Source organism: Achromobacter sp. E1, from assembly GCF_037039475.1.
GTDB classification, from domain to species: domain Bacteria; phylum Pseudomonadota; class Gammaproteobacteria; order Burkholderiales; family Burkholderiaceae_B; genus Achromobacter; species Achromobacter mucicolens.
Window position 1 is genome coordinate 1,911,186 of sequence record NZ_CP146253.1, and the last position, 24,915, is coordinate 1,936,100.

Genomic DNA, 24,915 nt, shown 5'->3' on the forward strand with positions numbered 1-24,915 from the left:
TCTTCATGAAAAGAGTCAGAGTGTTTCGATGCGCCCCGTGGAAGCAGCAGGGGTTTTCGTTGATGGAGGTGTCCATCGTCACGGCGATCGTCCTGCTCATCGCGATCGTCGGCATCCCGGCCATTGGCGGCTACGTCATAGAAAACAAGGTGCCGAAGGTAGGCGAAGAACTGCAGCGCTTCGTCGCCAGCATGAAAATCAACGCCCAGGGCGGCGGCGTGACGCCTTACACCGGACTGGATACCGGTGCGTTGGCCAACGCGCTGCGCGACTCCACCGTGCTGTCGGTCCAAGGAACGGGCGCGGCGGCAAGCGTGGCCCACGGCCTGGGAGGCAGCGGCACCAGCGGCAGCGGTGTGGTCCAGGTTGAACCGGCCTCCGTTGACGGGGCGGGCATGGGGTCCGCGTTCACGCTGACGCTCACCAACGTCAGCCATGCCGCCTGCCCGGCGCTGGCGTCCGTCCTGCAGCGGGTCTCCGAAATCATTTCCATCAGCGGCAGCAGCGGCGCCAAGGTCGTCAAGGACTCGATCGCCACTCCCGCCACGCCGTACCGCGCCGCACAGGCGCAGGCGCAATGCAGCCAGGGCGACGTGAACACTTTCGTTTTCACGGCAAGATGAGCGCGCCTCGCTGCGCCCCATGCATGCCGGCATGGCGCCCGCGGCCGCCCGCCGTCCGGCGGCGGCAGGAGGGCTTTTCGCTCATCGGCATGGCGCTGGCGCTGGCAATCACCACCGCCGTCGCCATCTGGGCCTCCAACGAAGTCGTTCACCGCATCGAAGCGTCCGCGGCCCGGTCCACGGGCGTCTGGATGACGCAAATCCGCCTGGCAGTGACGCAGATGCTGTCGCGGCATGCCGAGGCCCTGTCCGAAGGCAAGCCGCCTCTGGATGGCGAAGGCCAGCCGCTGTTCGCGCAGGCCCTGCGACCCAGCCTGGCGGAATTGCGCGCCCAGGGGCTGTTGCCCGCCGACTTTCCCAATCGGTCGGCGCTGGGCTTCGGGGCGGACATCCACATCGCTCGCAGCCAGACCTGCCCGGGCGATCCCTGCCGGTTGGACGGCATCGTCTACGCCGACAAGCCCCTGCTGAAAAAAGGGTCGCAAGTGCCGGACGAAGTCGCCATGGCATCCGTCGTTGCATCCACGGACGGATACGGCGGGGCGGTGTGGCCACAGGCGCCAGCCCAACTGCGCGGCGCCGCGTATGGGTTTCCCAATCCCCTGGCCGCCGGCGCGCCCACGCATGCGCCGGGCACGCTTGCCCTGTGGGCGGGCGCTGGCGCCGGGCTGCCCGACCTGAGCGGCTACGTGAAAATGCGCGACACGCGCGATCCGGACCTGCAGGGCGGGCTGACAGTGGCTGGCAGCGTGGAGACGGGCGGATACGTCAACGTGGGCGCCCGGGAAGTCCCGGGCCACGCCTGCGGGGCGCAGCCCGGCGCTTTAGCTAAATCCGCCGCCGGGCAGCTGCTTTCCTGCGAATCGGGGGTCTGGATGCAGGCCAGCGGCGGGTTTGGGGGCGCCTTCAGCGTGAATTACCCGCTAGGCTGCTTCCATTACACGGGCATCTCCACGGCCAACCCCCGCACGGGCCAATGCGCATGCCCGACGGGCTATGAGAGCGTCGTCGTGTCCTCGGGCGGCGTCTGGAAGGGAACCGAAGGCTGGACCATCGGTTACGTCTGTGTCCGGTAACCGCCGTCCAGCCGATTCCCCGCGTATTCCCGCCAACCCTCTATAATTGGCGATTCGCCCTAAATTCTGCTTCATCCACGATGAAATCCTCCGAGATTCGCCAGCAGTTCCTGCAATTCTTCAAGTCCAAGGGACACACCATTGTTCCCTCGTCGTCGCTCGTCCCGGGCAACGATCCGACCCTGCTCTTCACCAATTCGGGCATGGTCCAGTTCAAGGACGTCTTCACGGGCAAGGAATCGCGGTCGTACACGCGAGCCACCTCGTCGCAGCGCAGCGTGCGCGCCGGGGGCAAGCACAACGACCTGGAGAACGTGGGCTACACCGCCCGCCACCATACGTTCTTCGAAATGCTGGGCAATTTCAGCTTTGGCGACTACTTCAAGCGCGACGCCATCCAGTACGCCTGGGAGCTCTTGACGCAGGTCTACAAGCTGCCGGCGGAAAAGCTCTGGGTCACCGTCTACCAGGAAGACGACGAGGCCTACGACATCTGGGCCAAGGAAGTGGGTGTGCCGACCGAGCGCATCATCCGCATCGGCGACAACAAGGGCGCGCGCTATGCGTCCGACAACTTCTGGCAGATGGCGGACACCGGCCCCTGCGGTCCTTGCTCCGAAATCTTCTTTGACCACGGTCCCGAGATCTGGGGCGGCCCTCCGGGATCCCCCGAAGAAGACGGCGATCGCTACATCGAAATCTGGAACCTGGTGTTCATGCAGTTCGAACGCGACGCCGCCGGCAACATGCCGCGCCTGCCGCGTCCCTGTGTCGACACCGGCATGGGCCTGGAACGCATCGCCGCCGTGCTGCAGGGCGTGCATTCCAACTACGAAATCGATCTCTTCCAGCATCTGATCGCCGCCGCCGCGCGCGAAACCGGCATCAAGGACCTGGAAGACAACTCACTCAAGGTCATCGCCGACCACATCCGCGCCTGCTCGTTCCTCATCGTCGACGGCGTGATTCCCAGCAACGAAGGCCGCGGCTACGTGCTGCGCCGCATCGTGCGCCGCGCGCTGCGTCACGGCTACAAGCTGGGCCAGACCAAGCCGTTCTTCCATCGCCTGGTGCCGGATCTCGTTGCCGAAATGGGCGAGGCCTATCCGGAACTGGCAGCCGCGGCCGAGCGCGTGGCCCAGGTCCTCAAGCAGGAAGAAGAGCGCTTCGGCGAAACCCTCGAACACGGCATGCGCATCCTCGACACCGCCCTGGCGAATGTGCCCAAGGGCGGCGTGCTGGACGGCACCACGCTGTTCACGCTGTACGACACCTATGGCTTCCCCGTCGACCTCACGGCCGACATCTGCCGCGAACGTGAAGTCGAAGTCGACATGGCCGGCTTCGAGGTCGCCATGGAGCGTCAGCGCGACCAGGCCCGTGCCGCCGGCAAGTTCAAGATGGCCGAAGGCCTCAGCTACGAAGGCGCCGAAACGCGTTTCGAAGGCTACGAAAAGCTTGAACTGGACAACGTCAAGGTCACGGCCTTGTACGTGGATGGCACCCAAGTCCAGGAAGTAAAGGCAGGCCAGAGCGCCGTCGTCGTGCTGGACGCCACCCCGTTCTATGCGGAGTCGGGCGGCCAGGTGGGCGACACCGGCCTCCTGGAAGCCGACGGCGTGCGCTTTGCCGTCGCCGACACCCTCAAGATCCAGTCCGGTGTGTTCGGCCATCACGGCACGCTGGAATCCGGCTCGCTGGCCGTCGGCGACACGCTGCTGGCTCGCGTGGATGCCATCCGCCGCGCCCGCACGGTGCGTAACCACTCGGCCACCCACCTCATGCACAAGGCCTTGCGCCAGGTGCTGGGCGCGCACGTGCAGCAGCGCGGCTCGCTGGTGGATCCTGACAAGACCCGTTTCGACTTCGCGCAGGATGCGCCGCTGACGGCCGAGCAGATTGCCCGCGTCGAAGCCATCGTCAATGCCGAAGTCCTGGCCAACCAGCCCACGGTCGCGCAGGTCATGGGCTATGACGATGCCGTCAAGGGCGGCGCCATGGCGCTGTTCGGCGAAAAATACGGCGATACCGTGCGCGTGCTCGACATCGGCTTCTCGCGTGAACTCTGCGGCGGCACGCACGTCAGCCGCACCGGCGACATCGGTCTGTTCAAGATCGTTTCCGAAGGCGGCGTGGCCGCCGGCGTGCGCCGCATTGAAGCCATCACCGGCGACAACGCGCTCGCCTGGGTGCAGAACCAGAACGCCTTGCTGACCCAGGTCGCCGGCATGCTGCGCAGCACGCCCGCCGACCTGCCGGCGCGCATTGCGCAGGTGCAGGACCAGGTCAAGGCGCTCGAAAAGGAACTTGAGCAGTCGCGCAACAAGCTTGCGGCCAGCGCCGGCAACGACCTGGCTTCCAGCGCCGCCGTCGACGTCAAGGGCATCAAGGTGTTGGCGGCCAGCATTGGCGACGTCGATCCCAAGGCGCTGCGCGGCATGGTCGACAACCTGAAGGATCGTCTGAAGCCGGCCGTCGTGCTGCTGGCCACTGGCTCGGCCGACGGCAAGATCAGCGTGGTGGGCGGTGTCACGGCCGACCTGACCGACCGCATCAAGGCGGGCGATCTGGTGGGCTTCGTGGCCGGCCAGGTGGGCGGCAAGGGTGGTGGCCGTCCCGATATGGCCATGGGCGGCGGCACGGATATCGCCGCGCTGCCCGCGGCGATCGCCGGTGTGCAGAAGTGGGTGGACGAGCGCCTCTGATGAGCGACGTCGATTCCCGTCTCGATGCCGGCGCCGAGGCGCCGGTGTTCGCCCAAGAGGTCGATGCAAGCGGCCTGACCTGTCCGTTGCCCATCCTGCGCGCCAAGAAGGCGCTTGCGCAGATGGAAAGCGGGCAGGTGGTGCGCGTGATCACCACCGACCGCAACGCCATCCGCGATTTCCAGGCATTTTCTCGTCAAACGGGCAATGCGCTGGTCGCGCAGCAGGAAGCCGACGGGCGGTGCGTGCATTTCCTGCGCCGGCGCTGACCCGCACCGAATCGCGCTATCAACAAAGGCCCGCTCCCGCAGCGGGCCTTGTTCATCCTGGCGGCGTCGGCTAGCGGTGGATGGCCGCTGCGACCGCCTGGGTGATCGTGAAGTCCACCAGGTCACCTTCCTTCAGTTGCTGGAGTTTCTCGCGCAGCGCCGGGTCCCTGACCTGGATGGTGCGGCGGCCGCCCTGAGGACCTTTCAGGATGACCAGATTCGCGCTTCGATTGATGTGCCAGATCTCGGCCGTGATCGTGGTCTGACGGCCGATGGCGCCGCCTGGCATCGCGCCCTTGGCGGTACGAGCCGCCGCGGTCTCGGTCACGACTTCGGGCGCGCCGGAGCCCGCCGGGCGCACATCCACCGCGATCGACTCGTAGTAGTCCAGCGTCAGGGTGTCGCCCGGTTTGATCTGCTTGAAATTGCGGATATCCGGTCCGGCAACGATCTCGACGGTGTTGCCATCGGCGCCGCGCAAGGTGAGGGTCCGGCTTGCCTGGTCCACGGCGGTCACCTGGCCCGATGCCGTCGTCAGCGCCGCACCCATCACCCGTGCGGACGCGCCCGTTGGCAGCGCAAGGGATCCCGCCAGCAATCCAGCGACAGCCAGGCGCGCGACGGGGGCGAAGACGGATTTTTGGTTCTTCATGATGTGCACACTCCAGTTCAAGGACGTCAGTGGGGGAAAGCGCAGCCAGGCGCAGCCGCAGCCGCTCCGATCGGGGAGGCCGGGCCCTGAGGGGGCAGGAAGGCAGGGGAAGGCTGTCGTTGCGGGGAGGCCGGCAAGGGCAGGGCGTAGAGTTTTGCGCGGGTCGACATGAATCCGATCTCTCCAATCAGATTGCTCTTCAGACGCACCAACTGCTCAAACGCATGACAACGAGACAGGCTGCAGGCATGGGCCGGGGGCGGCATGACCGGGCGGACACAGCCCTACGGCGCAACGCCGGACGCCACCACGGCGCGGATACCTGCAGATAGAGCCGCAGCAGGGCTGGGCTCGTGCTTGTAGAATACCCGGATGTGGTGTTTTAGGATACAAATCGCGCCACATCACAGATTCCGGCACTCGCATTTGCCAGCAGGCTCCTTTCAGTGCTAGAATTTCCCGTTTTTCACAACTAATTCAAGGGATTACCTATGGTGGTGATTCGCCTGGCCCGCGGTGGGTCCAAGAAGCGTCCGTTCTACAACCTGGTGGCCACCGATTCGCGTAACCGTCGCGACGGCCGCTTTATCGAACGCGTGGGTTTTTACAACCCCGTGGCTAGCGAAGGCACGGAAAACCTGCGCATTGCGCTGGATCGCGTGCAGTACTGGACCGGCACCGGCGCGCAACTGTCGCCCGCCGTCGAGCGTCTGGTCAAGGAATACTCGGCCAAGGTTTCCGCCGCGGCCTAATTGCCCGCGTCGCACATCCTTAGCTGAAATTCTTTAGCTGAATTCTGAGCGGCTAGTTTTTCCACGCTGAAAGCCCTCGCGCTTGCAAGCTGACATTCCTAGCTGCTTCATCGCTATCCAAGCCGATAAAGAGCACGATAAATGCCTGATGCCGCAACCTCCAACGCGGCGCCTACGGATTTGGTCGAGCTGGGCCGCATCACTGCAGCCTACGGTGTGAAAGGCTGGGTTAAAGTGCAGCCGCATTCGGCCAACGCCGAAGTGCTGCTCTCAGCGTCTCAATGGTGGTTGACTCGCCCTGTGCCTGAATTGGCGCGGGGCGCTGTCGCGTCTGCGCCTGTCGCATTCAAGATCTTGCAAGCCCGATCGCAGGGAGCCACCGTCGTGGCGCAACTGCAGGGCATCACGGATCGCGATCAGGCCGAAGCGCTGCGCGGACATTCCGTGCAAGCGCCGCGCGGTTCGTTCCCCGCGCCCGAGGAAGACGAATACTACTGGGTCGATCTCATTGGTTGCGCGCTGTACTCCAGCGCCAGCGGCGAACCCACGCGAATCGGCGTGGTAAGCGAGGTCCTCGACAACGGTGCTCATGCCGTGTTGAAGGTCCTGCTGCAGAAGGGCGAGGGCGAGAATCCCGAACCCGTCCTGGACGCCAAGGGCCGGCCCGCCGAAATGCTTGTTCCGTTCGTACGCGCGCACATCCATGCCGTCGATCTGGCCGCGCGCCGCATCGACAGCGACTGGCCCGCGGATTTTTGATGCGTATCGACGTCGTTACGCTATTTCCCGAAATGTTCGGGGTGGTGCGCGACCTCGGGGTCACCGGCCGGGCCCATGCCCAGGGCCGGTGGCAGCTGCATGCCTGGAATCCGCGCGATTTCACGCATGACGTCCATCGCACCGTCGACGACCGCCCCTACGGCGGCGGTCCCGGCATGGTCATGATGGCGGGGCCTCTGGAAGCCGCCGTCAACGCCGCCCAGCAGGCGCGCGCCGGACAGGGGCTTGGTCCCGCCCCGGTGGCGTTGCTGGCTCCGGTGGGCCGGCGCTATGACCAGGCTGGCGCCGAGGCACTGGCCGCCAGCGATGGCCTCATTCTCATTTGCGGACGCTACGAAGGCGTGGACCAGCGCTTCATCGATCGCTGCGTCACGCAAGAGATTTCGCTTGGCGACTTCGTCTTGTCCGGCGGTGAGATCGCGGCGCTTGCCGTGATCGATGCCGCGGTGCGCCTTTTGCCCGGCGTGCTCAACGATGGGGATTCCGCGCTGCAGGACTCCTTCAATGACACCTTGTCCGGCCTGTTGGACAGCCCGCATTACACGCGTCCCGAAGTGTACGAAGGCGAAGCGGTGCCGGCGGCCCTGTTGAGCGGTCATCACGCCAATATCGCGCGCTGGCGGCGCGAGCGTTCATTGGCATTGACCGCGGCGCGCCGGCCTGAACTCATCGCGACCGCGCGCGAGAAAGGCTGGCTCAGCAAGCTTGACGAGCGATATCTGGCCGAGTTGGCCGGGACGCCGCTACCCGCCGAGCCGGGATCATCCCGGCGTCGCCGGCCGCGCAAGCCGTCCGATCCCTCTGGCGCCGCCTGACGGTCATCGCGGCCCATCCGCAACGCCCACAACGCTAGGGAAGGTCCTAGATTGTGGGCGTTTTCGCTGCTCCTTAGTATTGAAAATTACATGCACATGAAATTTTCATATGAGCCGCTCAGCCGCCGTTCGTCGTGCCAGTGCAGCACCGTCGTCACCCGCCCGGGCGGACAGGCCGGAGTCGGCCGTCGATCTATGGCTGGGCCAGCAACTGCGTCAGCTGCGCAAACAGCAGGGACGGTCGCTCGCTGACGTCGCCCAGGCTTGCGGCATGTCGCTGGGCCTTCTGAGCCAGATCGAAAGAGGGCTGAGCTCGGCCTCCGTCAAAGTCCTTCATCTCCTGGCGCGCGAGTTTCGCGTGTCGGTCAATGCCCTGCTGCGCAACGCCGAGCACACGGGCGGCGAGGAAGATGGGCGCGTGGCCCGCGCGGGCACGCATCGCTACATCGACCTCAAGGAAAAGGGCATCTGCAAAGAGATGTACACGCCCGCCGCCTGCCGCAGCATGGACCTGTGCCGCGCCTCGATCGCGCCCGGTGGCTCCACCGGCAGCGAGCTCTTCGTGACCGGGCAGGGCGAGCAGATCGGCGTGGTGCTCAAGGGCGTGCTGGAGTTGTGGGTCGGCGACCGCGTCATCCGCCTGCAGGAGGGCGACAGCTTCTGCTATGCCAGCAGCACGCCGCGCCGCTGGTGCAATCCGGGGTCCGAGACGACCGAGGTCATCTGGGCCATCTCCAACATCACTCAAGCCGCGGAGGGCGACACGTCACAAGCGCCCTGAGCGCGCAGCACCCATGCGGCGGCACGCGAGGGGAGCGGGCCGCCACCGGGCGCGCCAGGCGCGGCCCGGCCTTCTTTGCCACGATGAGGATATGTCATGAAATTCAAGACCCTGGTTGTCTCTGTATTCGCAGCATTGTCCATGGCGGCGGGCGCCCAAGCCCAGACGGTATTGAAGGTGGGATCCACGCCCACCGGCAGCCCGTTCACGTTTCTCGATACCAAGACGAACAGCATCGAGGGCGTGATGGTCGACATTGTGAAAGCGGTCGGCAAGGAGGCCGGATTCTCGGTGCAGATCGAGCCGATGGCGTTTTCAGCGCTGATCGGCTCGCTGACTTCCAAGCGCATCGATATCGTGTCGGCGGCGATGTTCATCACGCCTCAGCGCCAGCAGGTGGTGAGCTTTTCGGAGCCCGTCTATCGCTATGGCGAAGGCCTGATGGTGCTCAAGAGCGACAACAAGGAGTACAAGTCGTTCGCCGACATGAAGGGCATGACGGTCGGCGTGCAGGTGGGCACGGCCTTCGTCGAGCCCATTCAGAAGAGCGGCGTCTTCAAGGAGGTGAAGCTCTACGACAATCCGCCCGACATGATGCGCGACGCAAACGCCGGCCGGATCCAGGGCGGGTTCATGGACTATCCCATTGCCGCGTATGTGCTGTCGCAAGGCAACTACCCCAATCTGAAGATGGCGCAGTCCTACCAGCCCACGATCATGGGCAGCCTGGGGCTGGCCACGCGCAAGGAAGACACCGAGCTGCTTGATCGCATCAACAAGGCGTTGGCCAAGCTGAAGGCCGACGGCGCTATCGACGCCATCCTGAAGAAGTGGGGCCTGGGCGGCGCTTGAGGCCGGCCGGGCTTTCGTAGCGCAAACATTCGTAAAAATCCCGCCGGCGCGATCAAACCCGCCGGCGGACGCCGCGCATCCGGAGCGCGACGCGGGCAGTCTTCTGGGGGTGGTGGACGCATGATGCAATTCATGAAGGACGCGGCAGAGTTCATGCCGATACTGCTGGAGGGCGCCAAGCTCACGATCCTGGTCACGCTGGGCTCGCTGGCGCTGTCGACGGTGCTGGGACTGGTCTGGGCGTTGATGCGGGTATCGGGCAACAAATACCTGTCGGGCTTTAGCGCCGGCCTGGTCAATCTGCTGCGCGGCATTCCCATCATCGTGCTGCTCTTCTACATCTACTTCGTGATGCCGGACATGGGCGTGTCGCTGAGCGCGGTGCAGGCAGCGATCATCGGCCTGGGCGTCGCGTATTCGGCCTACCAGGCCGAGAACTTCCGTGCCGGCATCCAGGCAATCGATCGCGGCCAGATCGAGGCGGCCATGGCCATGGGCATGGGCTGGGGGCTGACGATGCGCCGCGTCGTGCTGCCGCAGGCCGTGAAGATCGTCCTGCCGCCATACGGCAACATCATGATCATGATGCTCAAGGACTCGTCGCAGGCATCCACCATCACCGTTGCCGAACTGGCGCTGCAAGGAAAACTCATCGCCGTGTCGACGTTCAAGAACGCCACGGTGTTCACGCTGGTGGCGCTGATGTATCTGGTGATGTGCGTGCCGCTAATCCTGCTGGTGCGGCATCTGGAAAAACGGAGCGCAACCAAATGATCAGCCTGCAAGGCGTTAGGAAAAGCTTTGGGCCGCTCGAAGTCCTCAAGGGCATCGACGCCGAAGTCGAGCAGGGCGAGGTCGTGTGTGTCGTGGGGCCATCCGGCTCGGGCAAGTCGACCATCCTGCGGTGCATCAACGGACTGGAACGCTACAACGCCGGCCGCATCACGGTCGACGGCGAGCTGGTCGATTGCGATTCGCCTTCCATCGTGTCGATCCGCACGCAGGTGGCGATGGTGTTCCAGCGCTTCAACCTGTTTCCGCATCGCACGGCGCTGGAAAACGTCATCGAGGGCCCGATCTTCGTCAAGAAAGAGCCGCGCGCTCAGGCGGTGGAACGCGGCCGCGAGCTGCTGGCCAGCGTCGGCCTGGCGGACAAGGAAAACGCGCATCCGAACCAGCTGTCGGGCGGCCAGCAGCAGCGCGTGGCGATTGCACGCGCGCTGGCCATGCGACCGAAGGCGATCCTGTTCGACGAGCCCACCTCGGCGCTCGATCCCGAATTGGTCGGCGACGTGCTGGGCGTCATGCGCAAGCTGGCCGAGGCCGGCATGACGATGGTCGTCGTAACGCACGAAATGAGCTTTGCGCGCGAGGTCGCCGACCGCGTCATGTTCTTTGACGGCGGCGTCATGGTGGAACAGGGCGCCGCCCGCGAAGTGCTGAATCATCCGCAGCATCCGCGCACGCAGGACTTCCTGCGGCGTGTGTTGCACCCCATGTAAGGACGCCCCATGCAGCCAGCGCCGTTTCCGCTTTCCCCGTCACTATGGGCGGCCACCGCAGCGCCGCCGCCGCCCACCGGGCCGCTTGACGCGTCCACGCGGGCCGACGTCGCCGTGATCGGCGGCGGCTACGCCGGCCTGTCCACTGCGTTGCACCTGGCCGAGCGTGGCGTCAAGGTCGTGCTTTTGGAGGCGCGCGAGATCGGCTTTGGCGGCTCGGGCCGCAATGGCGGGCAGGTCATTCCGGGCTTGAAATACGACCCTGACGATCTGGTTGCTATGTTTGGCCCCGAGCGTGGCGAGCGGTTGACACGGTTCGCCGGCGGGACGGCGGACGCGGTCTTCGACCTGATCGAGCGCCACGCAATGGACGTGCCGCGCGTGCGCAAGGGGTGGATCCAGGGCGCGCACACGCCCGAGGCGCTGCGTGTCGCGCAAGGCCGCGCGGCGCAATGGGCGCGGCTGGGCGTGGACGCGCAACCGCTGGATCGGGCGCAGGTCGCCCGTCTTATCGGCACGGATAAATATCTGGGCGGATGGGTGGACCGGCGGGCGGGCGCGGTGCAGCCGCTGAGCTATGCGCGCGGCCTGGCGCGCGCCGCGCTGAATGCGGGCGCGATCCTGCACACCGACACGCCCGTCACGGGCCTGGCGCGCGACGGCGGCAAGTGGAAAGTGTCCACGGCGCGCGGGCCGTCGATCAGCGCCGATCGCGTGGTGATGTGCACCAATGCCTACGGCGGCGAGCTGTGGCCCGGCCTCAAGCCGTCCATCATCGATGCCAACACCTTTCAGGTGGCCACCGTCCCACTGCCCGACCGAATCCGCGCGGGCATCTTTCCCGAGGGACACGTCACGTCCGACACGCGCAACCTGCTGCTGTACTTTCGTCTGGATCACCAGGGCCGCCTCTTGATGGGCGGCCGGGGGCCGTTTCGCGAACCCAAGGGCGAGGCGGATTGGGCGCATCTGGAGCGCGTGATGGTCAAGATGTTCCCGCAGGTGGCCGGCACGCCGTTCGAGTTCCGCTGGTGCGGCAGGGTGGCCGTCACGCGCGACTATCTTCCGCATCTGCATGAACCGCAGCCCGGGCTGCTGGTGGACATCGGCTGCCAGGGCCGCGGCGTCGGCCTGCAGACCTGCATGGGGGCCGCAATGGCGCAGTACGTGGTCACGGACGATGCCAATGCGCTGCCCGTGCCGCTGTCGGCCATCAAGCCATTTCCGCTTTATCCGCTGCGCCGCCTGTACGTCAATGCGGTGGTCAGCTGGTATCGGATGACGGACGGCGGGGTCTGACTCCCGGCTGTCCCCAAACAAAAACCCCGGAACAATGTCCGGGGTTTCTGGGGCGGCGCGAGGATCAGTTGCCGAGCTTTGCGCGCTGCTCCTGCACCTTCTGCAGGGTTTCGCCGAACTGCGCCATGCGGGCCTTTTCCTGTTCCACGACGGCGGCGGGCGCGCGCTCGACGAAGCTGGCGTTGGACAGTTTGCCCTGGGCCTTGGCGATCTCGCCGGAGAGGCGGGCGATCTCCTTGTCCAGACGCACGCGCTCGGCGGCGACGTCGATCTCGACGTGCAGCATCAGGCGGCTGGCGCCGACGACCTGCACCGGCGCGCCCGCGTCGGGCAGCACGTCCAGCACGTCAACCTGGCTCAACTTGGCCAGCGCGGCCAGGTAGGGCGCGTTGCGGGTCAGCATGGGCGCATCGCCCTGCGCGCACAGCGGCACCTTCTGGGCGGGCGACAGGCTCATCTCGCCGCGCAGGGCGCGCACGGCCTCGACTTGCGCCTTCAGTTCGGCCACATCGGCTTCGGCGGCTGCATCCACCGCGGCCGGATTGGCCTTGGGGTAGGGCTGCACGCTGACGCTGTCGGCCACGCCTTCCTTGCGCTTGCCGGCCACGACCGACACCTTCTGCCACAGCTCTTCCGTGATGAACGGAATGATCGGATGCGCCAGGCGCAACACGCATTCCAGAACGCGGATCAGCGTGCGGCGGGTGCCAAGCTGCTGGGCCGGCGTGCCGGTCTGGATCTGCACCTTGGCCAGTTCCAGATACCAGTCGCAGTATTCGTCCCAGACGTAGCGGTAGATTGCATTGGCGATGTTGTCGAAACGGTAGTCGGCAAAGCCGCGCGCGACGTCGGCTTCCAGCGTCTGCATCTGGCTGACGATCCAGCGGTCGACAAAGGACAGTTCGCCTTCGTCCGGCACCGACAGGTCATGGCCTTCGGTGTTCATCAGCACGAAACGTGTGGCGTTCCAGAGCTTGTTGCAGAAATTGCGGTAACCCTCGCAACGCTTCAGGTCGAAGTTGATGTTGCGGCCCAGGGTGGCGTAGGCCGCCATCGTGAAGCGCAGCGCATCGGTGCCATAAGCGGGGATGCCGTCGGGGTACTGGCGGCGCGTGGCCTTTTCGATGGCGCCGGCCTGTTTCGGATTCATCAGGCCGTAGGTGCGCTTGGCCACCAGGCCGTCCAGGTCGATGCCGTCGATCAGGTCCACCGGGTCCAGCGTGTTGCCCTTGGACTTGCTCATCTTCTGGCCGTCGGCGTCGCGGATGAGGCCGTGCACGTAAACGTGCTTGAACGGAATCTGGCCAGTCAGGTGCGTGGTCAGCATGACCATGCGCGCCACCCAGAAGAAGATGATGTCAAAGCCCGTGACCAGGACGCTGGAAGGCAGATAGCGCTGCAGGTCCGGCGTGTTTTCCGGCCAGCCCAGCGTCGTGAAGGGCACGAGGCCCGACGAGAACCACGTGTCCAGGACGTCGGGATCGCGCGTGAGCGGGCCCGTGACGCCGGCGGCGCGCGCCTGCTCGATTGCGCCCGCTTCGTCGTGCGCCACGAACACCTGGCCGTCTTCCGAGTACCAGGCCGGAATCTGGTGACCCCACCACAGCTGGCGCGAAATGCACCAATCCTGGATGTTGTTGAGCCACTGGTTGTAGATGGTGGTCCAGTTGTCCGGATAGAACTGGATGCGGCCGTCGGCCACGACTTCCAGCGCGACTTCGGTGATGCTCTTGCCCGGGTTCAGTGTGCCTTCCGGCGCGGGCTTGCTCATGGCGACGAACCACTGGTCGGTCAGCATCGGCTCAAGCACGACGCCGGTGCGGTCGCCCTTGGGCTGCATCATCTTGTGCGGCTCGACCTTGACCAGATAGCCCTCGGCTTCCAGTTGCGCAACGACCGCCTTGCGGGCCTCGTAGCGTTCCATGCCCTGGAATTGCTTGGGACCGTTTTCGTTGATGTGCGCGTCCAGCGTGAAGATCACGATCAGCGGCAGATCGTGGCGCATCGCGCAGGCGTAGTCGTTGAAGTCATGGGCGCCCGTGATCTTCACGCAGCCCGTGCCGAATTCAGGGTCGACGAAATCGTCGGCAATGATGGGAATGTTGCGGTCGCAAAGCGGCAGCTCGACTTGCTTGCCGACCAGATGCTTGTAGCGGGGATCGTCGGGATGCACGCACAGCGCGCCGTCGGCCAGCATGGTTTCCGGGCGCGTCGTGGCGATGGTCATGCCGCGCAGGGTGACGGTCTGGCCGTCCTTGTCGACGATGGTCTGCGGACCGTCGACGAACGGGTAGAGGATGTGCCACATGTGGCCATCGGTCTCTTCGGACTGCACTTCCAGGTCGGACACGGCCGTGAGCAGCTTGGGATCCCAATTGACCAGGCGCTTGCCGCGGTAGATCAGTCCCTGTTTATGCAGCCGGACAAACGTTTCCACCACGCCGCGCGACATGCGGTCGTCCATGGTGAAGTATTCGCGAGGCCAGTCGGCCGAGGCGCCCAGGCGGCGCACCTGTCCGGTGATGGCGCTGCCGGACTTCTCCTTCCATTCCCACACCTTCTCGACGAACTTCTCGCGGCCCAGGTCGTGGCGCGAAACCTTTTGCGCGTCGAGCTGTCTTTCAACGACGATCTGCGTGGCGATGCCGGCGTGGTCGGTGCCGGGAATGAACACGGTGTCGTCGCCCGACATGCGGTGGTAGCGCACCAGGCCGTCCATGATGGTCTGGTTGAACGCGTGGCCCATGTGCAGGGTGCCGGTCACGTTGGGCGGCGGGAACTGGATGACGTAGGGCTGGCTTTCCGTCCCCGTTTTCACGTGCTGGCCCGCGGCGAAGTAGCCGCGCTTGTCCCACTCGGCGTACCAGCGGGATTCCAGTTCGGAGGGTTCGAAGCTCTTGGAGAGTTCCGGGGTTTCGCCGGCGATGGGCGCGGCGTTCGGGGGAGCAGCTTGAGTCATTACTAAGTTCCGGCAGACAGGGGCGCCCGGGTAGGAAGCGGGCAGCAAACCGCTCATTTTAAGATGTAATGCGGTCTTCTCAGCGTGTTAGAATACCGGGTTACTGTAAACCTTTTAGAAGTCCCTGAATTCATTGAGGATTCCTTCGGAAATGCGCGTTGAATCATTGGATTGGCGCGCAGCCGGAATCCCGCTGGCATTCCAGGATGCGTCCGACAGGTCGGCAGTGTCGAATCCTGTCTTGGTCGGTGGTTCAGGGCGGCCCGAGACACCCATTCGTTTCGGATCTCCTGCGTGCCAACGGCGCGATGGCGCTTGATGTGGCACCCAAGGGTGGCACCCCAGCGCGGCATCGGCAAGCACAGAGCCCCACCAGGCAATTAACTAGAAACCCGTCAGAAATCAGTTTTCGGAGTCCTTTATGTCCATTCAACGCACCCTCTCGATTATCAAGCCCGACGCCGTCGCCAAGAACGTGATCGGCCAGATCGTCGCCCGTTTCGAGCAAGCCGGCCTGAAGGTCATCGCCGCCCGCCTGACCCAACTGTCGCGCGCCGACGCCGAGCGTTTCTACGCTGTGCACGCCGCCCGCCCCTTCTTCAAGGACCTGGTCGACTTCATGGTCTCGGGCCCCGTGTTCGTGCAAGTCCTGGAAGGCGAAGACGCCATCCAGAAGAACCGCGACCTGATGGGCGCCACGGACCCCAAGAAGGCTGAAGCCGGCACCATCCGCGCCGACTTCGCCGACAGCATCGACGCCAACGCCGTCCACGGCTCCGACGCGCCGGAAACGGCCGCTGTCGAAGTGGCTTTCTTCTTCCCCGAAATCAACATCCACAGCCGTTAATTTTTGGCTTAAGTTGTTGAAAGCGCTTTAGTTTTACCTGGTTATGGAATCCGTCGAACGAATCAATCTGCTGGGGCTGGACGGCTCCGCCCTGTCCGAACTGGTCGGGCAGTGGGGCGGCAAGCCGTTTCGCGCCCGCCAGCTGCAGCGCTGGATGCACCAGCGCGGCGCCGATTCGTTTGACGCCATGACCGACCTGGCCCGCGATTTCCGCAGCCAGCTTGCCACGCATTGCCGCATCGAGGCATTGCCCGTCAACATCGAGCAACGCTCGACCGACGGCACCCGCAAGTGGCTGTTCGATGTGGGGCAGGGCAATGCCATCGAAACCGTCTTCATCCCCGAAGACGACCGTGGCACGCTGTGCATCTCCAGCCAGGCTGGCTGCGTGGTGAACTGCCGTTTCTGCTCGACAGGGCACCAGGGCTTCAACCGCAACCTGAAGACCAGCGAAATCATCGGCCAGCTGTGGTGGGCCAAGCGCGTGCTAGAGGCCGACATCGGCACGGCCCGCCTTGAAAGCGCCCGCGCCACCGAAGACACCCGCGTCATCAGCAACGTCGTCATGATGGGCATGGGCGAACCCCTGCTCAATTACGACCAGGTCCTGCCCGCGCTGCGCCTGATGCTGGACGACAACGCGTACGGCCTGTCGCGCCGCCGCGTCACGGTGTCCACGTCTGGTGTCGTGCCCATGATGGACCGCCTGTCGCAAGACTGTCCTGTGGCGCTGGCCGTGTCGCTGCATGCGCCCAACGACGCGCTGCGCGACGAGCTCGTGCCGCTGAACAAGAAGTACCCGCTGAAGGAGCTGCTGGCCGCCTGCGAACGCTACCTGGCGTTTGCGCCCCGCGACTTCATCACGTTCGAATACTGCATGCTGGACGGCATCAACGACACCGACCAGCACGCCAAGGAATTGATCCACATTGCACGCCAGGTGCGCTGCAAGCTGAACCTCATCCCGTTCAACCCGTTCCCCGCCTCCGGCCTGAAGCGATCGGCCTCGGCGCGGGTGAAGGTGTTTGCCCAGCGTCTGATGGACGCCGGCATCATCACCACGGTCCGCAAGACCCGGGGCGACGACATCGATGCGGCTTGCGGCCAACTGGCCGGAGAGGTGCGGGATCGCACTCGGATCACCGAGCGCAATGCCGCCCAGCGCCAGACCATACCAATTAAACAGGTGCACGCATGACGCAGGATTTCGCTTCTGCAGTTTCCGACTCGTCCGCCGGCGCGGTGGGCAGCGTGGGCGCAGCCTTGCGCGGTTTGCGCCTGGCCAAGGGCTGGTCGCTCGACGAAGTCTCCAGCCGCATCAAGTTTTCCACCAAGCAGATCGAAGCCCTTGAAAACGAGCAGTGGGACAACCTGCCCACCGGCGTTTCCTTGCGCGGCCTCGTGCGCAACTATGCGCGGCTGCTCGGCGCCGACGCCCAGGCCATCGTCGACTCGCTCGATCCCAAGGCCCGCGCCACCGGCCCGGCCAAGCTCAGCCCCAGCTCGCTGCATTCCGCGCATTCCATTCCGCAATCCAGCGCCGACGACGACCGCTCGTCCACGTCGTCGTGGGGCTGGCTGATCGCCATCGTGCTGGTGCTTGCCGCCGGCGTGGCGTATGCCTTCTGGCAAGGTTGGCTGCCGCAGCAGTGGCTGCCCGCCGACTGGCTGCCGAAGCCGACCAAGTAACCCGGTTCCAACCGATGCAAGATTCTTCTCTGCCTTGCCAGGACGCGCCGCCTCCCTCGGTGGGGGCCGCAGCGCGCCGCGCCACGCGTTCCGTCGCGGTGAAGTGGGGCGATCGTGTCGTGACGGTGGGCGGAGACGCCCCGGTCGTGGTTCAGTCCATGACCAACACCGACACCGCGGACGCCATCGCCACCGCGATCCAGGTCAAGGAGCTGGCTCAGGCCGGCTCCGAGCTCGTGCGCATTACCGTGAACACGCCCGAGGCCGCCCGCGAGGTCGTCGCCATCCGCGAGCAGCTCGACCGCATGGGCGTGAACGTGCCGCTGGTGGGAGACTTCCACTACAACGGCCACAAGCTGCTGACGCAGTTCCCGGAATGCGCCCAGGCGCTGTCCAAGTACCGCATCAACCCCGGCAACATGGGGGGCGGCAAGCGCCGCGACGACAACTTCGCGCAAATGATCGAAGTCGCCTGCCGCTATGACAAGCCCGTGCGCATCGGCGTCAACTGGGGCAGCCTCGACCACGAGCTCATGGCGCGCAAGATGGACGAAAACAGCCGCCGCGCCCAGCCCTGGGAAGCGCAGGCCGTCATGCGCGACGCGCTGGTCGTCTCGGCCATCAGCAATGCCCAGCGCGCCGAGGAACTCGGCCTGCGGCGCGACGCCATCATCCTGTCGTGCAAGGTCAGCCACGTGCAGGATCTCATCGCCGTCTACCGCGATTTGTCCGCCCGCTGCGACTATCCGCTGCATCTGGGCCTGACCGAAGCCGGCATGGGCAGCAAAGGCATCGTGGCCTCGACCGCCGCACTTGCCGTGCTCCTGCAGCAGGGCATCGGCGACACCATCCGCATTTCGCTCACCCCCGAACCGGGCGGAGAGCGCAGCCGCGAGGCCATCGTCGCGCAGGAAATCCTGCAGACCATGGGCCTGCGCGCATTCACGCCCATGGTCGTCGCCTGCCCCGGTTGCGGCCGGACCAGCAGCACGTTCTTCCAGGAACTTGCCGACAGCATCCAGTCGTTCCTGCGCCGGCAGATGCCGGTGTGGCGTACGCAGTATCCCGGCGTCGAATCGATGAACGTCGCGGTGATGGGCTGTGTGGTCAATGGGCCGGGCGAAAGCCGTCATGCCGACATCGGCATCAGCCTGCCGGGTACCGGCGAAGTGCCGGCTGCGCCGGTGTTCGTCGACGGCGAGCGCACGGTGACGCTCAAGGGCGACCATATCGCCGAAGAGTTCCAGGCCATCGTTGAAGAATACGTTGCGCGCCGGTATGGCGCGCTCGCCTCTCACTAAAGTAAGGGTGTAGCCATGGGCGCGCTTCTCGGGCGCGCCGACGGCATGATCAAGATGACTCAAGCTTTCCAGAAAGTCGCCGCCATCCGCGGCATGAATGACCTGTTGCCGGGGGCAAGCGCCCGCTGGGAGCAATTCGAGGAAATCGTGCGCGGCTGGCTGCGCGGCTATGGCTACCGCAATGTGCGTACGCCCGTGCTTGAGCATACGCGCCTGTTTGCACGCGGCATCGGCGAAGTCACCGACATCGTCGAAAAAGAGATGTACACGTTCACCGACGCGCTCAACGGCGAATCGCTCACGATGCGCCCCGAAATGACCGCCGGGATCGTGCGCGCCTCGATCGAACACAACCTGCTCTACGATCGCCCGCAACGCGTCTACTCCATCGGTCCCGTCTTCCGTCACGAGCGCCCGCAGCGCGGGCGCTATCGCCAGTTCCACCAGATCGACGTCGAAGCGCTGGGCTTTGCCGGTCCCGACGTGGACGCGGAACTCATCGTCATGCTGGGCCGCCTCTGGAAGCTGCTGGGCCTGAAGGACGTGCGCCTTGAACTGAATTCGCTGGGCCAGCCGGCCGAGCGCGCCGCGCACCGCGCCGCCCTGATCCAGCATCTTGAAAAGCACCGCGACATCCTCGACGAAGACGGCCAGCGCCGCATGTACAGCAATCCGCTGCGCGTGCTGGACACGAAGAACCCCGCCATGCAGGAAATGGCCGACAGCGCGCCGCGCCTGTTCGACTTCCTGGGCGAAGAATCGCGCGCGCACTTTGACGGCGTGTGCCAGCGCCTGACCGACGCCGGCATCGAATACCGCTTGAATCCCCGTCTGGTCCGCGGCCTGGACTACTACAACCTGACCGTCTTCGAATGGGTCACGGACCGCCTGGGTTCCCAGGGCACGGTCTGCGGCGGCGGCCGCTACGACGGCCTGGTCGAACTGCTGGGCGGCAAGCCGGCGCCTGCCGTGGGCTTTGCCATTGGCATGGAGCGCCTGCTCGACCTGTGGGAACAAAGCGTCGAAGTCGCCGCGCCGGCCGAGTGCGACGTGTACGTCGTGCACCAGGGCGAGGACGCGCAGCGCCTGGCCGCGCGGGTCGGCGAAGACCTGCGTGACGCGGGACTGTCGGTCATCGTGCATGCCGGATCGGCAGGCTTCAAGTCCCAATTCAAGCGCGCGGACGCCAGCGGCGCCCGCGTTGCGGTTATCCTTGGCGCCGACGAAGTGGCGTCGCAGACCGCCAGCGTCAAGTTCCTGCGCGCAGAAGGGCAGGGCGACTCGGCGCAGCAACAGGTTCCGCTGGCGAAGCTGGCCGACGCATTGAACAACAAGGGTTAACGCATGGCATACGATCTTGAAGAACAGGAAAAACTCGACGCGATCAAGGCGTGGTGGGCCCGCTATGGCACGCTTCTGCTGACGCTGGCGACGGCGGTGCTCCTGGCCTGGGGCGGTTGGTGGGGCTGGAAGGCGTACGAATCGCACCAGGCCAACCAGGCAATGGGCTACTTCGAAGCGCTGGAAGACGCCGCGCGCCTGGGTGGCGCCGATTCCTCGGTGCGCATCAAGACCGCAGCCTCGACGCTGCGCGAAAAGTATCCCAACACCGGCTACGCCGCGCGTGGCGCCCTGGTGGCCGCGCAGGCCCTGCAGGCGCAGAAGGATGACGCCGGCGCTCGCGAACAGCTCGAATGGCTGGCCGGTCAGAACAAGAACCCCTCCATGCAAGCCGTGGCGCGCCTGCGCCTGGCCGGCATGATGCTGGACCAGAAGCAATACGACGCCGCGCTGGCGCAGCTGAACAATCCGCCGGCCGCCTTCGCCGCCTTGTTCGCTGACCGCCGCGGCGACGTGCTGGCTGCGCAAGGCAAGCGCGAGGAAGCGCGCGCGGCCTGGCAGAGCGCCATCGATGGCCTGGGTGCGGCCAATCCCTTGACCCAGGTTGTGCAACTGAAACTGGATGCCTTGAGCGGAGCGTGACTGTAATGCGTAAATTTGCACCTGGCCGTACGTGGCGCGGCGCCGTCCTCTTGGCAAGCCTGCTTGCCCTGGGCGGATGCGGCCTGTTCTCCCATGACGACGGCCGTTACGATCCGGCGCCCCTGACCGAATACAAGGCCGGCATGTCCGTGCGCCAGGTCTGGTCCACGTCCATCGGCAGCGGCTCCGGCCTGGGCTTCGCGCCCACCGTGCTGGGCGATGCCATCTATGCCGCCACGCCCGACGGCTCGGTCGGCAAGTTCGACCTGCAAAGCGGCCGCGTCATCTGGAAGGCCAAGGCCGAGGGCAAGCTGTCGGCGGGCGCCGGCAGCGACGGCACCACCACTGCGGTCGCTTCGCCCAACGGCGACGTCATCGCCTTTGACGACACCGGCAAGGTGAAGTGGAAGGTCCGCGCCACCAGCGACGTCACGATTCCGCCGGTCGTCGGCTACGGCATCGTCGTCGTGCGCAGCGGCGACTACCGCATCCAGGCTTTCGACGCGAACAGCGGCGAGCGCGTCTGGAGCGTGCAGCGTCCCGGCCCGTCGCTCGCCTTGCGCAGCGTCTCGCAGATGGTCCTGGCCGAAGGCCTCGTCATCACGGGCCTGCCCGGCGGCAAGATCATGGCCATCGCCTCCAATAGCGGCAACGTGCAATGGGAAGGCACCGTGGCCACGCCGCGCGGCGCCAGCGACCTGGAGCGTCTGACCGACGTGGTGGGCGCGCCCCGGATCGCGGGCAACCTGCTGTGCGCGGTTGCTTATCAGGGACGCATCGTCTGCTTTGACGTCACCGCTGGTGGCCGCCCGCTCTGGACCAAGGATTTCTCCAGCGTCAGTGGCCTCACGCTCGATGACCGCTTCGCTTATGCCGCCGACCAGAACAGCGTGGTCAACGCGTTTGCGCTCGATAACGGCGGCAATGTCTGGAAACAGAGCGCTCTGAAGAACCGCCAGCTCACGGCTCCGGCTATGCTTGGGGGAGCGCTGGCTGTCGGCGATCTGGATGGTTACGTGCACTTCCTGTCGCGCAGCGATGGCAGCCTGATGGCGCGCCTGTCGGTGGGCGGCGGTGCAGTCGTGTCGCCGCCGCAGACGACGCCCCAAGGTGTGCTGGTCCAGACGGGCAATGGCAATCTCGTCATGATCGGCGCCAACTGAAACTTATAAAACAAAGCCTTTTACCGTGTCTTTCAAGCCTGTCGTTGCCCTGGTCGGCCGCCCCAATGTGGGGAAATCGACCCTTTTCAACCGCCTGACGCGATCGCGCGCCGCGCTGGTGGCCGATTATTCCGGCCTGACCCGCGATCGCCATTACGGCGAGGGCAGGGTGGGCGATATTCCGTTCATCGCCATCGATACCGGCGGCTTCGAGCCCGTGGCCAAGGACGGCATCCTGCTGGAAATGGCCCGGCAGACCCGCCAGGCCATCGCCGAGGCGGACGTCGTCGTGTTCCTGGTGGATGCGCGCTCTGGCATCAATGCGCACGATCACGAGATCGCGCAACTGCTGCGCAAGTCCGGCCAGCAGCGCGTGCTGCTCGCGGTGAACAAGGCCGAAGGCATGGGCCTTGGCCCCGCCATCGCCGAGTTCCATGAACTTGGCCTGGGCCAGCCGTATCCCATTTCGGCGGCGCACGGCGACGGCATCGTGGATCTCATCGAGCTGGCGCTCAAGGATCTGGCCGAGCCGCCCGTCGAAGAAGAACCGGTCGAAGAAGGCGAGCACGATCACCGCATCAAGCTGGCGATCGTGGGCCGTCCCAACGTAGGCAAGTCCACGCTCATCAATACGCTCATGGGCGAAGAGCGCGTGATTGCGTTCGACATGCCGGGCACGACGCGCGACGCCATCGAAATCGATTTCGAGCGCGATGGGCGCCGTTACACGCTGATCGACACGGCCGGGCTGCGCAAGCGCGGCAAGGTGTTCGAGGCGGTCGAAAAGTTCTCCGTCATCAAGACCTTGCAGGCCATCGAGGCCAGCAACGTCGTGCTGCTCATGCTCGACGCGCAAACCGAAATCTCCGAGCAGGACGCGCACATCGCCGGATTCGTGCTGGAAACCGGCCGAGCCGTGGTCGTGGCCGTCAACAAGTGGGACGGCCTGGACGGCGAAGAAAAGGAACGCATCGAGCGCGAGTTCAACCGCAAGCTGCGCTTCCTGTCGTTCGCGCGCGTGCACACGATCTCGGCGCTGCGCGGGCAGGGCATCAAGCCCCTGCTCAAGTCCATCAATGCCGCCCATGCCGCGGCCTTTGCCAAACTGTCCACGCCCAAGCTCACGCGCGAGCTGCAGGCCGCTGTCGAACAGCAGCCGCCTCCGCGCAAGGGCATCTTCCGTCCCAAGATGCGCTACGCGCACCAAGGCGGACAGAACCCGCCGCTGGTCGTCATTCACGGCAACGCCCTGGACGCCATTCCCGATTCGTACCGCCGTTACCTCGAAACGCGTTTCCGCAATGCGTTCGACTTGGCCGGCACGCCGCTGCGTATCGAATTCAAGTCCTCGCACAACCCTTACGCGCAGGAAAGCTGATCCATGAGCCGCTTCTGGAGTCCCGTTGTCGGGACGCTCAGTCCCTATGTGCCGGGCGAGCAGCCCAAGCTTCAGAATCTGGTCAAGCTGAACACCAACGAGCACCCTTACGGGCCGTCGCCCAAGGTGCTCGATGCGATCCGCGCCGCTTGCGACGATACGCTCAAGCTCTATCCGGACCCGTCCTCGGACCGCCTGCGCGAGGCCATCGCCGCCGCGGTCGGCGCGCAGCCGCAGCAGGTGTTCGTGGGCAACGGGTCGGACGAGGTCCTGGCGCATGCGTTTCTGGCCCTGCTCAAGCATGACCGTCCGCTGCGCTTTCCGGACATCACGTACAGCTTCTATCCCGTGTACTGCGGCCTGTACGGCATCGAATTCGAAACGATGCCGCTCACCGCGGACTTTTGCATCGACGTCGAAGACTACCTGCCCGCGCGCCACGGTCAGGCGGGCGCCATCATCTTCCCGAATCCCAACGCGCCCACCGGCCGGGCGCTCAGCGCCGCCGAGGTCGAGCGCATCGTGGCCGGCAATCCGGACACCGTCGTTGTCGTGGACGAGGCGTATGTGGATTTCGGCGCCGAATCGGTGATCCCGCTGGTCTCGCGCTACGACAACCTGCTGGTGGTGCAGACCCTTTCGAAGTCGCGTTCGCTTGCGGGCCTGCGGGTTGGTTTTGCCGTGGGCAGCGCCGCGCTGATCGACGGGCTTGAGCGGGTAAAGAACAGTTTCAACTCCTACCCCATCGATCGTTTGGCATCCGCCGGCGCAGTAGCGGCGCTGGAAGATACGGAGTACTTTGAGCAGACCCGCAAAGGCGTGGTCGATACGCGGTCCCGCATGACCGCAGGGTTGCAGGCGCTGGGCTTCGAGGTGCTTCCTTCAGCGGCGAACTTCGTGTTCGCGCGCCATCAGTCACAGGACGCCGCGACGCTTGCCGCCGCCCTGCGCGAGCGCAGCATCATCGTGCGTCATTTCCGTCATCCACGGATCGATCAATTCCTGCGCATCACGGTGGGTACCGAAGCCCAGTGCGACCTGCTTCTGCAAGCGCTCCAGAGCATCCTGAAGGCGTGAATTTCAGAGGCATTTCAGCTGGAAAACTCTGGTCTCATTTTTGCTTCCCGGCCAAGTAGCACGGGCCGGGAAAACCCTGTAGAGTACGTGTTTCGGCGTGCACCACCAGTACAAAAAGCGCGTCATTACTCAATAACAAACAAATGGAGCCTGGCCAATGAGCAATAAAGGGCAAACTCTGCAAGATCCGTTCCTCAACACGCTGCGCAAGGATCATGTGCCCGTGTCGATCTACCTCGTGAACGGCATCAAGCTTCAAGGGCAAATCGAATCCTTCGACCAATACGTGGTGCTGCTGCGCAATACGGTCACCCAAATGGTTTACAAGCACGCCATTTCCACCGTCGTTCCCGCGCGCGCCGTCAACTTTCAAGTGGAAGTCCCTGCTGAGTAATCTCGCTCCAGCTTTACC

Annotated in this window: 24 protein-coding genes; 22 read left to right on the forward strand and 2 right to left on the reverse strand. The window is 65.1% G+C overall.

Annotated features, from left to right (window positions below; genetic code table 11):
* Positions 1–5 precede the first annotated feature (5 nt).
* From V6V88_RS08725 to V6V88_RS08740, 4 genes are all read left to right on the forward strand, one after another.
* Positions 6–623 carry a type 4 pilus major pilin gene (locus V6V88_RS08725; RefSeq protein WP_062842040.1) on the forward strand — a complete coding sequence of 206 codons (618 nt, stop codon included), beginning with the start codon at positions 6–8 and terminating at the stop codon, positions 621–623.
* A gap of 23 nt (positions 624–646) precedes the next feature.
* Positions 647–1,699 carry a prepilin gene (locus tag V6V88_RS08730; protein WP_223574921.1) on the forward strand — a complete coding sequence of 351 codons (1,053 nt, stop codon included), beginning with the start codon at positions 647–649 and terminating at the stop codon, positions 1,697–1,699.
* Between the two features lie 80 nt (positions 1,700–1,779).
* A complete protein-coding gene (alaS, locus tag V6V88_RS08735; protein ID WP_056315663.1) occupies positions 1,780–4,404 on the forward strand; it encodes an alanine--tRNA ligase in 2,625 nt (874 codons plus the stop codon).
* The gene (locus tag V6V88_RS08740) at positions 4,404–4,673 is read left to right on the forward strand and encodes a sulfurtransferase TusA family protein (RefSeq protein ID WP_223574923.1); all 270 of its coding nucleotides are present in this window, start codon (positions 4,404–4,406) and stop codon (positions 4,671–4,673) included. Before alaS ends, V6V88_RS08740 begins: the two co-directional genes overlap by 1 nt.
* 70 nt (positions 4,674–4,743) lie before the next feature.
* Here the strand turns inward: V6V88_RS08740 and V6V88_RS08745 are convergent, their stop codons facing one another.
* Positions 4,744–5,325, reverse strand: a complete 582-nt coding sequence (locus V6V88_RS08745) for a hypothetical protein (RefSeq protein WP_062842037.1) — start codon at positions 5,323–5,325, stop codon at positions 4,744–4,746.
* A 491-nt stretch (positions 5,326–5,816) separates the two neighbouring features.
* Between V6V88_RS08745 and rpsP the strand changes: the two genes are divergently transcribed.
* The 8 genes from rpsP to V6V88_RS08785 all read left to right on the forward strand — a co-directional run bounded on the left by rpsP (position 5,817) and on the right by V6V88_RS08785 (position 12,106).
* Positions 5,817–6,077 (forward strand): 30S ribosomal protein S16, encoded by a 261-nt coding sequence (gene rpsP, locus V6V88_RS08750; RefSeq protein WP_008165084.1) that lies wholly within the window; start codon positions 5,817–5,819, stop codon positions 6,075–6,077.
* 141 nt (positions 6,078–6,218) lie between these two features.
* A complete protein-coding gene (rimM, locus tag V6V88_RS08755; protein WP_062842036.1) occupies positions 6,219–6,836 on the forward strand; it encodes a ribosome maturation factor RimM in 618 nt (205 codons plus the stop codon).
* Positions 6,836–7,672 (forward strand): tRNA (guanosine(37)-N1)-methyltransferase TrmD, encoded by an 837-nt coding sequence (trmD, locus tag V6V88_RS08760; RefSeq protein ID WP_062842035.1) that lies wholly within the window; start codon positions 6,836–6,838, stop codon positions 7,670–7,672. Before rimM ends, trmD begins: the two co-directional genes overlap by 1 nt.
* Before the next feature lie 109 nt (positions 7,673–7,781).
* On the forward strand, positions 7,782–8,453 hold the full coding sequence (locus V6V88_RS08765) for a helix-turn-helix domain-containing protein (protein ID WP_338618871.1): 672 nt from the start codon (positions 7,782–7,784) through the stop codon (positions 8,451–8,453).
* A 96-nt stretch (positions 8,454–8,549) separates the two neighbouring features.
* A complete protein-coding gene (locus V6V88_RS08770; protein ID WP_056315679.1) occupies positions 8,550–9,305 on the forward strand; it encodes an ABC transporter substrate-binding protein in 756 nt (251 codons plus the stop codon).
* Between the two features lie 120 nt (positions 9,306–9,425).
* The gene (locus V6V88_RS08775) at positions 9,426–10,079 is read left to right on the forward strand and encodes an amino acid ABC transporter permease (protein WP_062842033.1); all 654 of its coding nucleotides are present in this window, start codon (positions 9,426–9,428) and stop codon (positions 10,077–10,079) included.
* Positions 10,076–10,807: an amino acid ABC transporter ATP-binding protein gene (locus tag V6V88_RS08780; RefSeq protein WP_056315684.1), complete on the forward strand. Its 732-nt coding sequence runs from the start codon at positions 10,076–10,078 to the stop codon at positions 10,805–10,807. The genes V6V88_RS08775 and V6V88_RS08780 overlap by 4 nt, the downstream gene beginning before the upstream one ends.
* Before the next feature lie 9 nt (positions 10,808–10,816).
* The gene (locus V6V88_RS08785) at positions 10,817–12,106 is read left to right on the forward strand and encodes an FAD-binding oxidoreductase (protein WP_280002055.1); all 1,290 of its coding nucleotides are present in this window, start codon (positions 10,817–10,819) and stop codon (positions 12,104–12,106) included.
* Between the two features lie 64 nt (positions 12,107–12,170).
* On the opposite strand, the gene V6V88_RS08790 is transcribed toward V6V88_RS08785, so the two are convergent.
* On the reverse strand, positions 12,171–15,065 hold the full coding sequence (locus V6V88_RS08790; protein WP_056315688.1) for a valine--tRNA ligase: 2,895 nt from the start codon (positions 15,063–15,065) through the stop codon (positions 12,171–12,173).
* Between the two features lie 421 nt (positions 15,066–15,486).
* On the opposite strand from V6V88_RS08790, the gene ndk reads away from it, so the two are divergent.
* From ndk to hfq, 10 genes are all read left to right on the forward strand, one after another.
* Positions 15,487–15,912: a nucleoside-diphosphate kinase gene (ndk, locus tag V6V88_RS08795; RefSeq protein ID WP_056315689.1), complete on the forward strand. Its 426-nt coding sequence runs from the start codon at positions 15,487–15,489 to the stop codon at positions 15,910–15,912.
* A gap of 43 nt (positions 15,913–15,955) precedes the next feature.
* Positions 15,956–17,110 carry a 23S rRNA (adenine(2503)-C(2))-methyltransferase RlmN gene (rlmN, locus tag V6V88_RS08800; protein ID WP_056315692.1) on the forward strand — a complete coding sequence of 385 codons (1,155 nt, stop codon included), beginning with the start codon at positions 15,956–15,958 and terminating at the stop codon, positions 17,108–17,110.
* Positions 17,107–17,601, forward strand: a complete 495-nt coding sequence (locus V6V88_RS08805; protein WP_056315695.1) for a helix-turn-helix domain-containing protein — start codon at positions 17,107–17,109, stop codon at positions 17,599–17,601. The genes rlmN and V6V88_RS08805 overlap by 4 nt, the downstream gene beginning before the upstream one ends.
* A 14-nt stretch (positions 17,602–17,615) precedes the next feature.
* Entirely contained in the window at positions 17,616–18,902 is a 1,287-nt protein-coding gene (ispG, locus tag V6V88_RS08810; RefSeq protein ID WP_062842031.1) for a flavodoxin-dependent (E)-4-hydroxy-3-methylbut-2-enyl-diphosphate synthase, read from the forward strand.
* A 54-nt stretch (positions 18,903–18,956) separates the two neighbouring features.
* On the forward strand, positions 18,957–20,243 hold the full coding sequence (gene hisS / locus V6V88_RS08815; RefSeq protein ID WP_338619558.1) for a histidine--tRNA ligase: 1,287 nt from the start codon (positions 18,957–18,959) through the stop codon (positions 20,241–20,243).
* Between the two features lie 3 nt (positions 20,244–20,246).
* Positions 20,247–20,885 (forward strand): tetratricopeptide repeat protein, encoded by a 639-nt coding sequence (locus V6V88_RS08820; protein WP_056315703.1) that lies wholly within the window; start codon positions 20,247–20,249, stop codon positions 20,883–20,885.
* Positions 20,886–20,890: 5 nt separating this feature from the next.
* Complete coding sequence (gene bamB, locus V6V88_RS08825; protein WP_056315705.1) at positions 20,891–22,048, forward strand: outer membrane protein assembly factor BamB; 1,158 nt, start codon at positions 20,891–20,893, stop codon at positions 22,046–22,048.
* A gap of 25 nt (positions 22,049–22,073) precedes the next feature.
* A complete protein-coding gene (der, locus tag V6V88_RS08830) occupies positions 22,074–23,426 on the forward strand; it encodes a ribosome biogenesis GTPase Der (protein WP_062842029.1) in 1,353 nt (450 codons plus the stop codon).
* Positions 23,427–23,429: 3 nt separating this feature from the next.
* The gene (gene hisC / locus V6V88_RS08835; protein ID WP_062842028.1) at positions 23,430–24,503 is read left to right on the forward strand and encodes a histidinol-phosphate transaminase; all 1,074 of its coding nucleotides are present in this window, start codon (positions 23,430–23,432) and stop codon (positions 24,501–24,503) included.
* Positions 24,504–24,660: 157 nt separating this feature from the next.
* On the forward strand, positions 24,661–24,897 hold the full coding sequence (hfq, locus tag V6V88_RS08840) for an RNA chaperone Hfq (protein WP_006218585.1): 237 nt from the start codon (positions 24,661–24,663) through the stop codon (positions 24,895–24,897).
* The last annotated feature ends 18 nt before the right edge of the window (positions 24,898–24,915 follow it).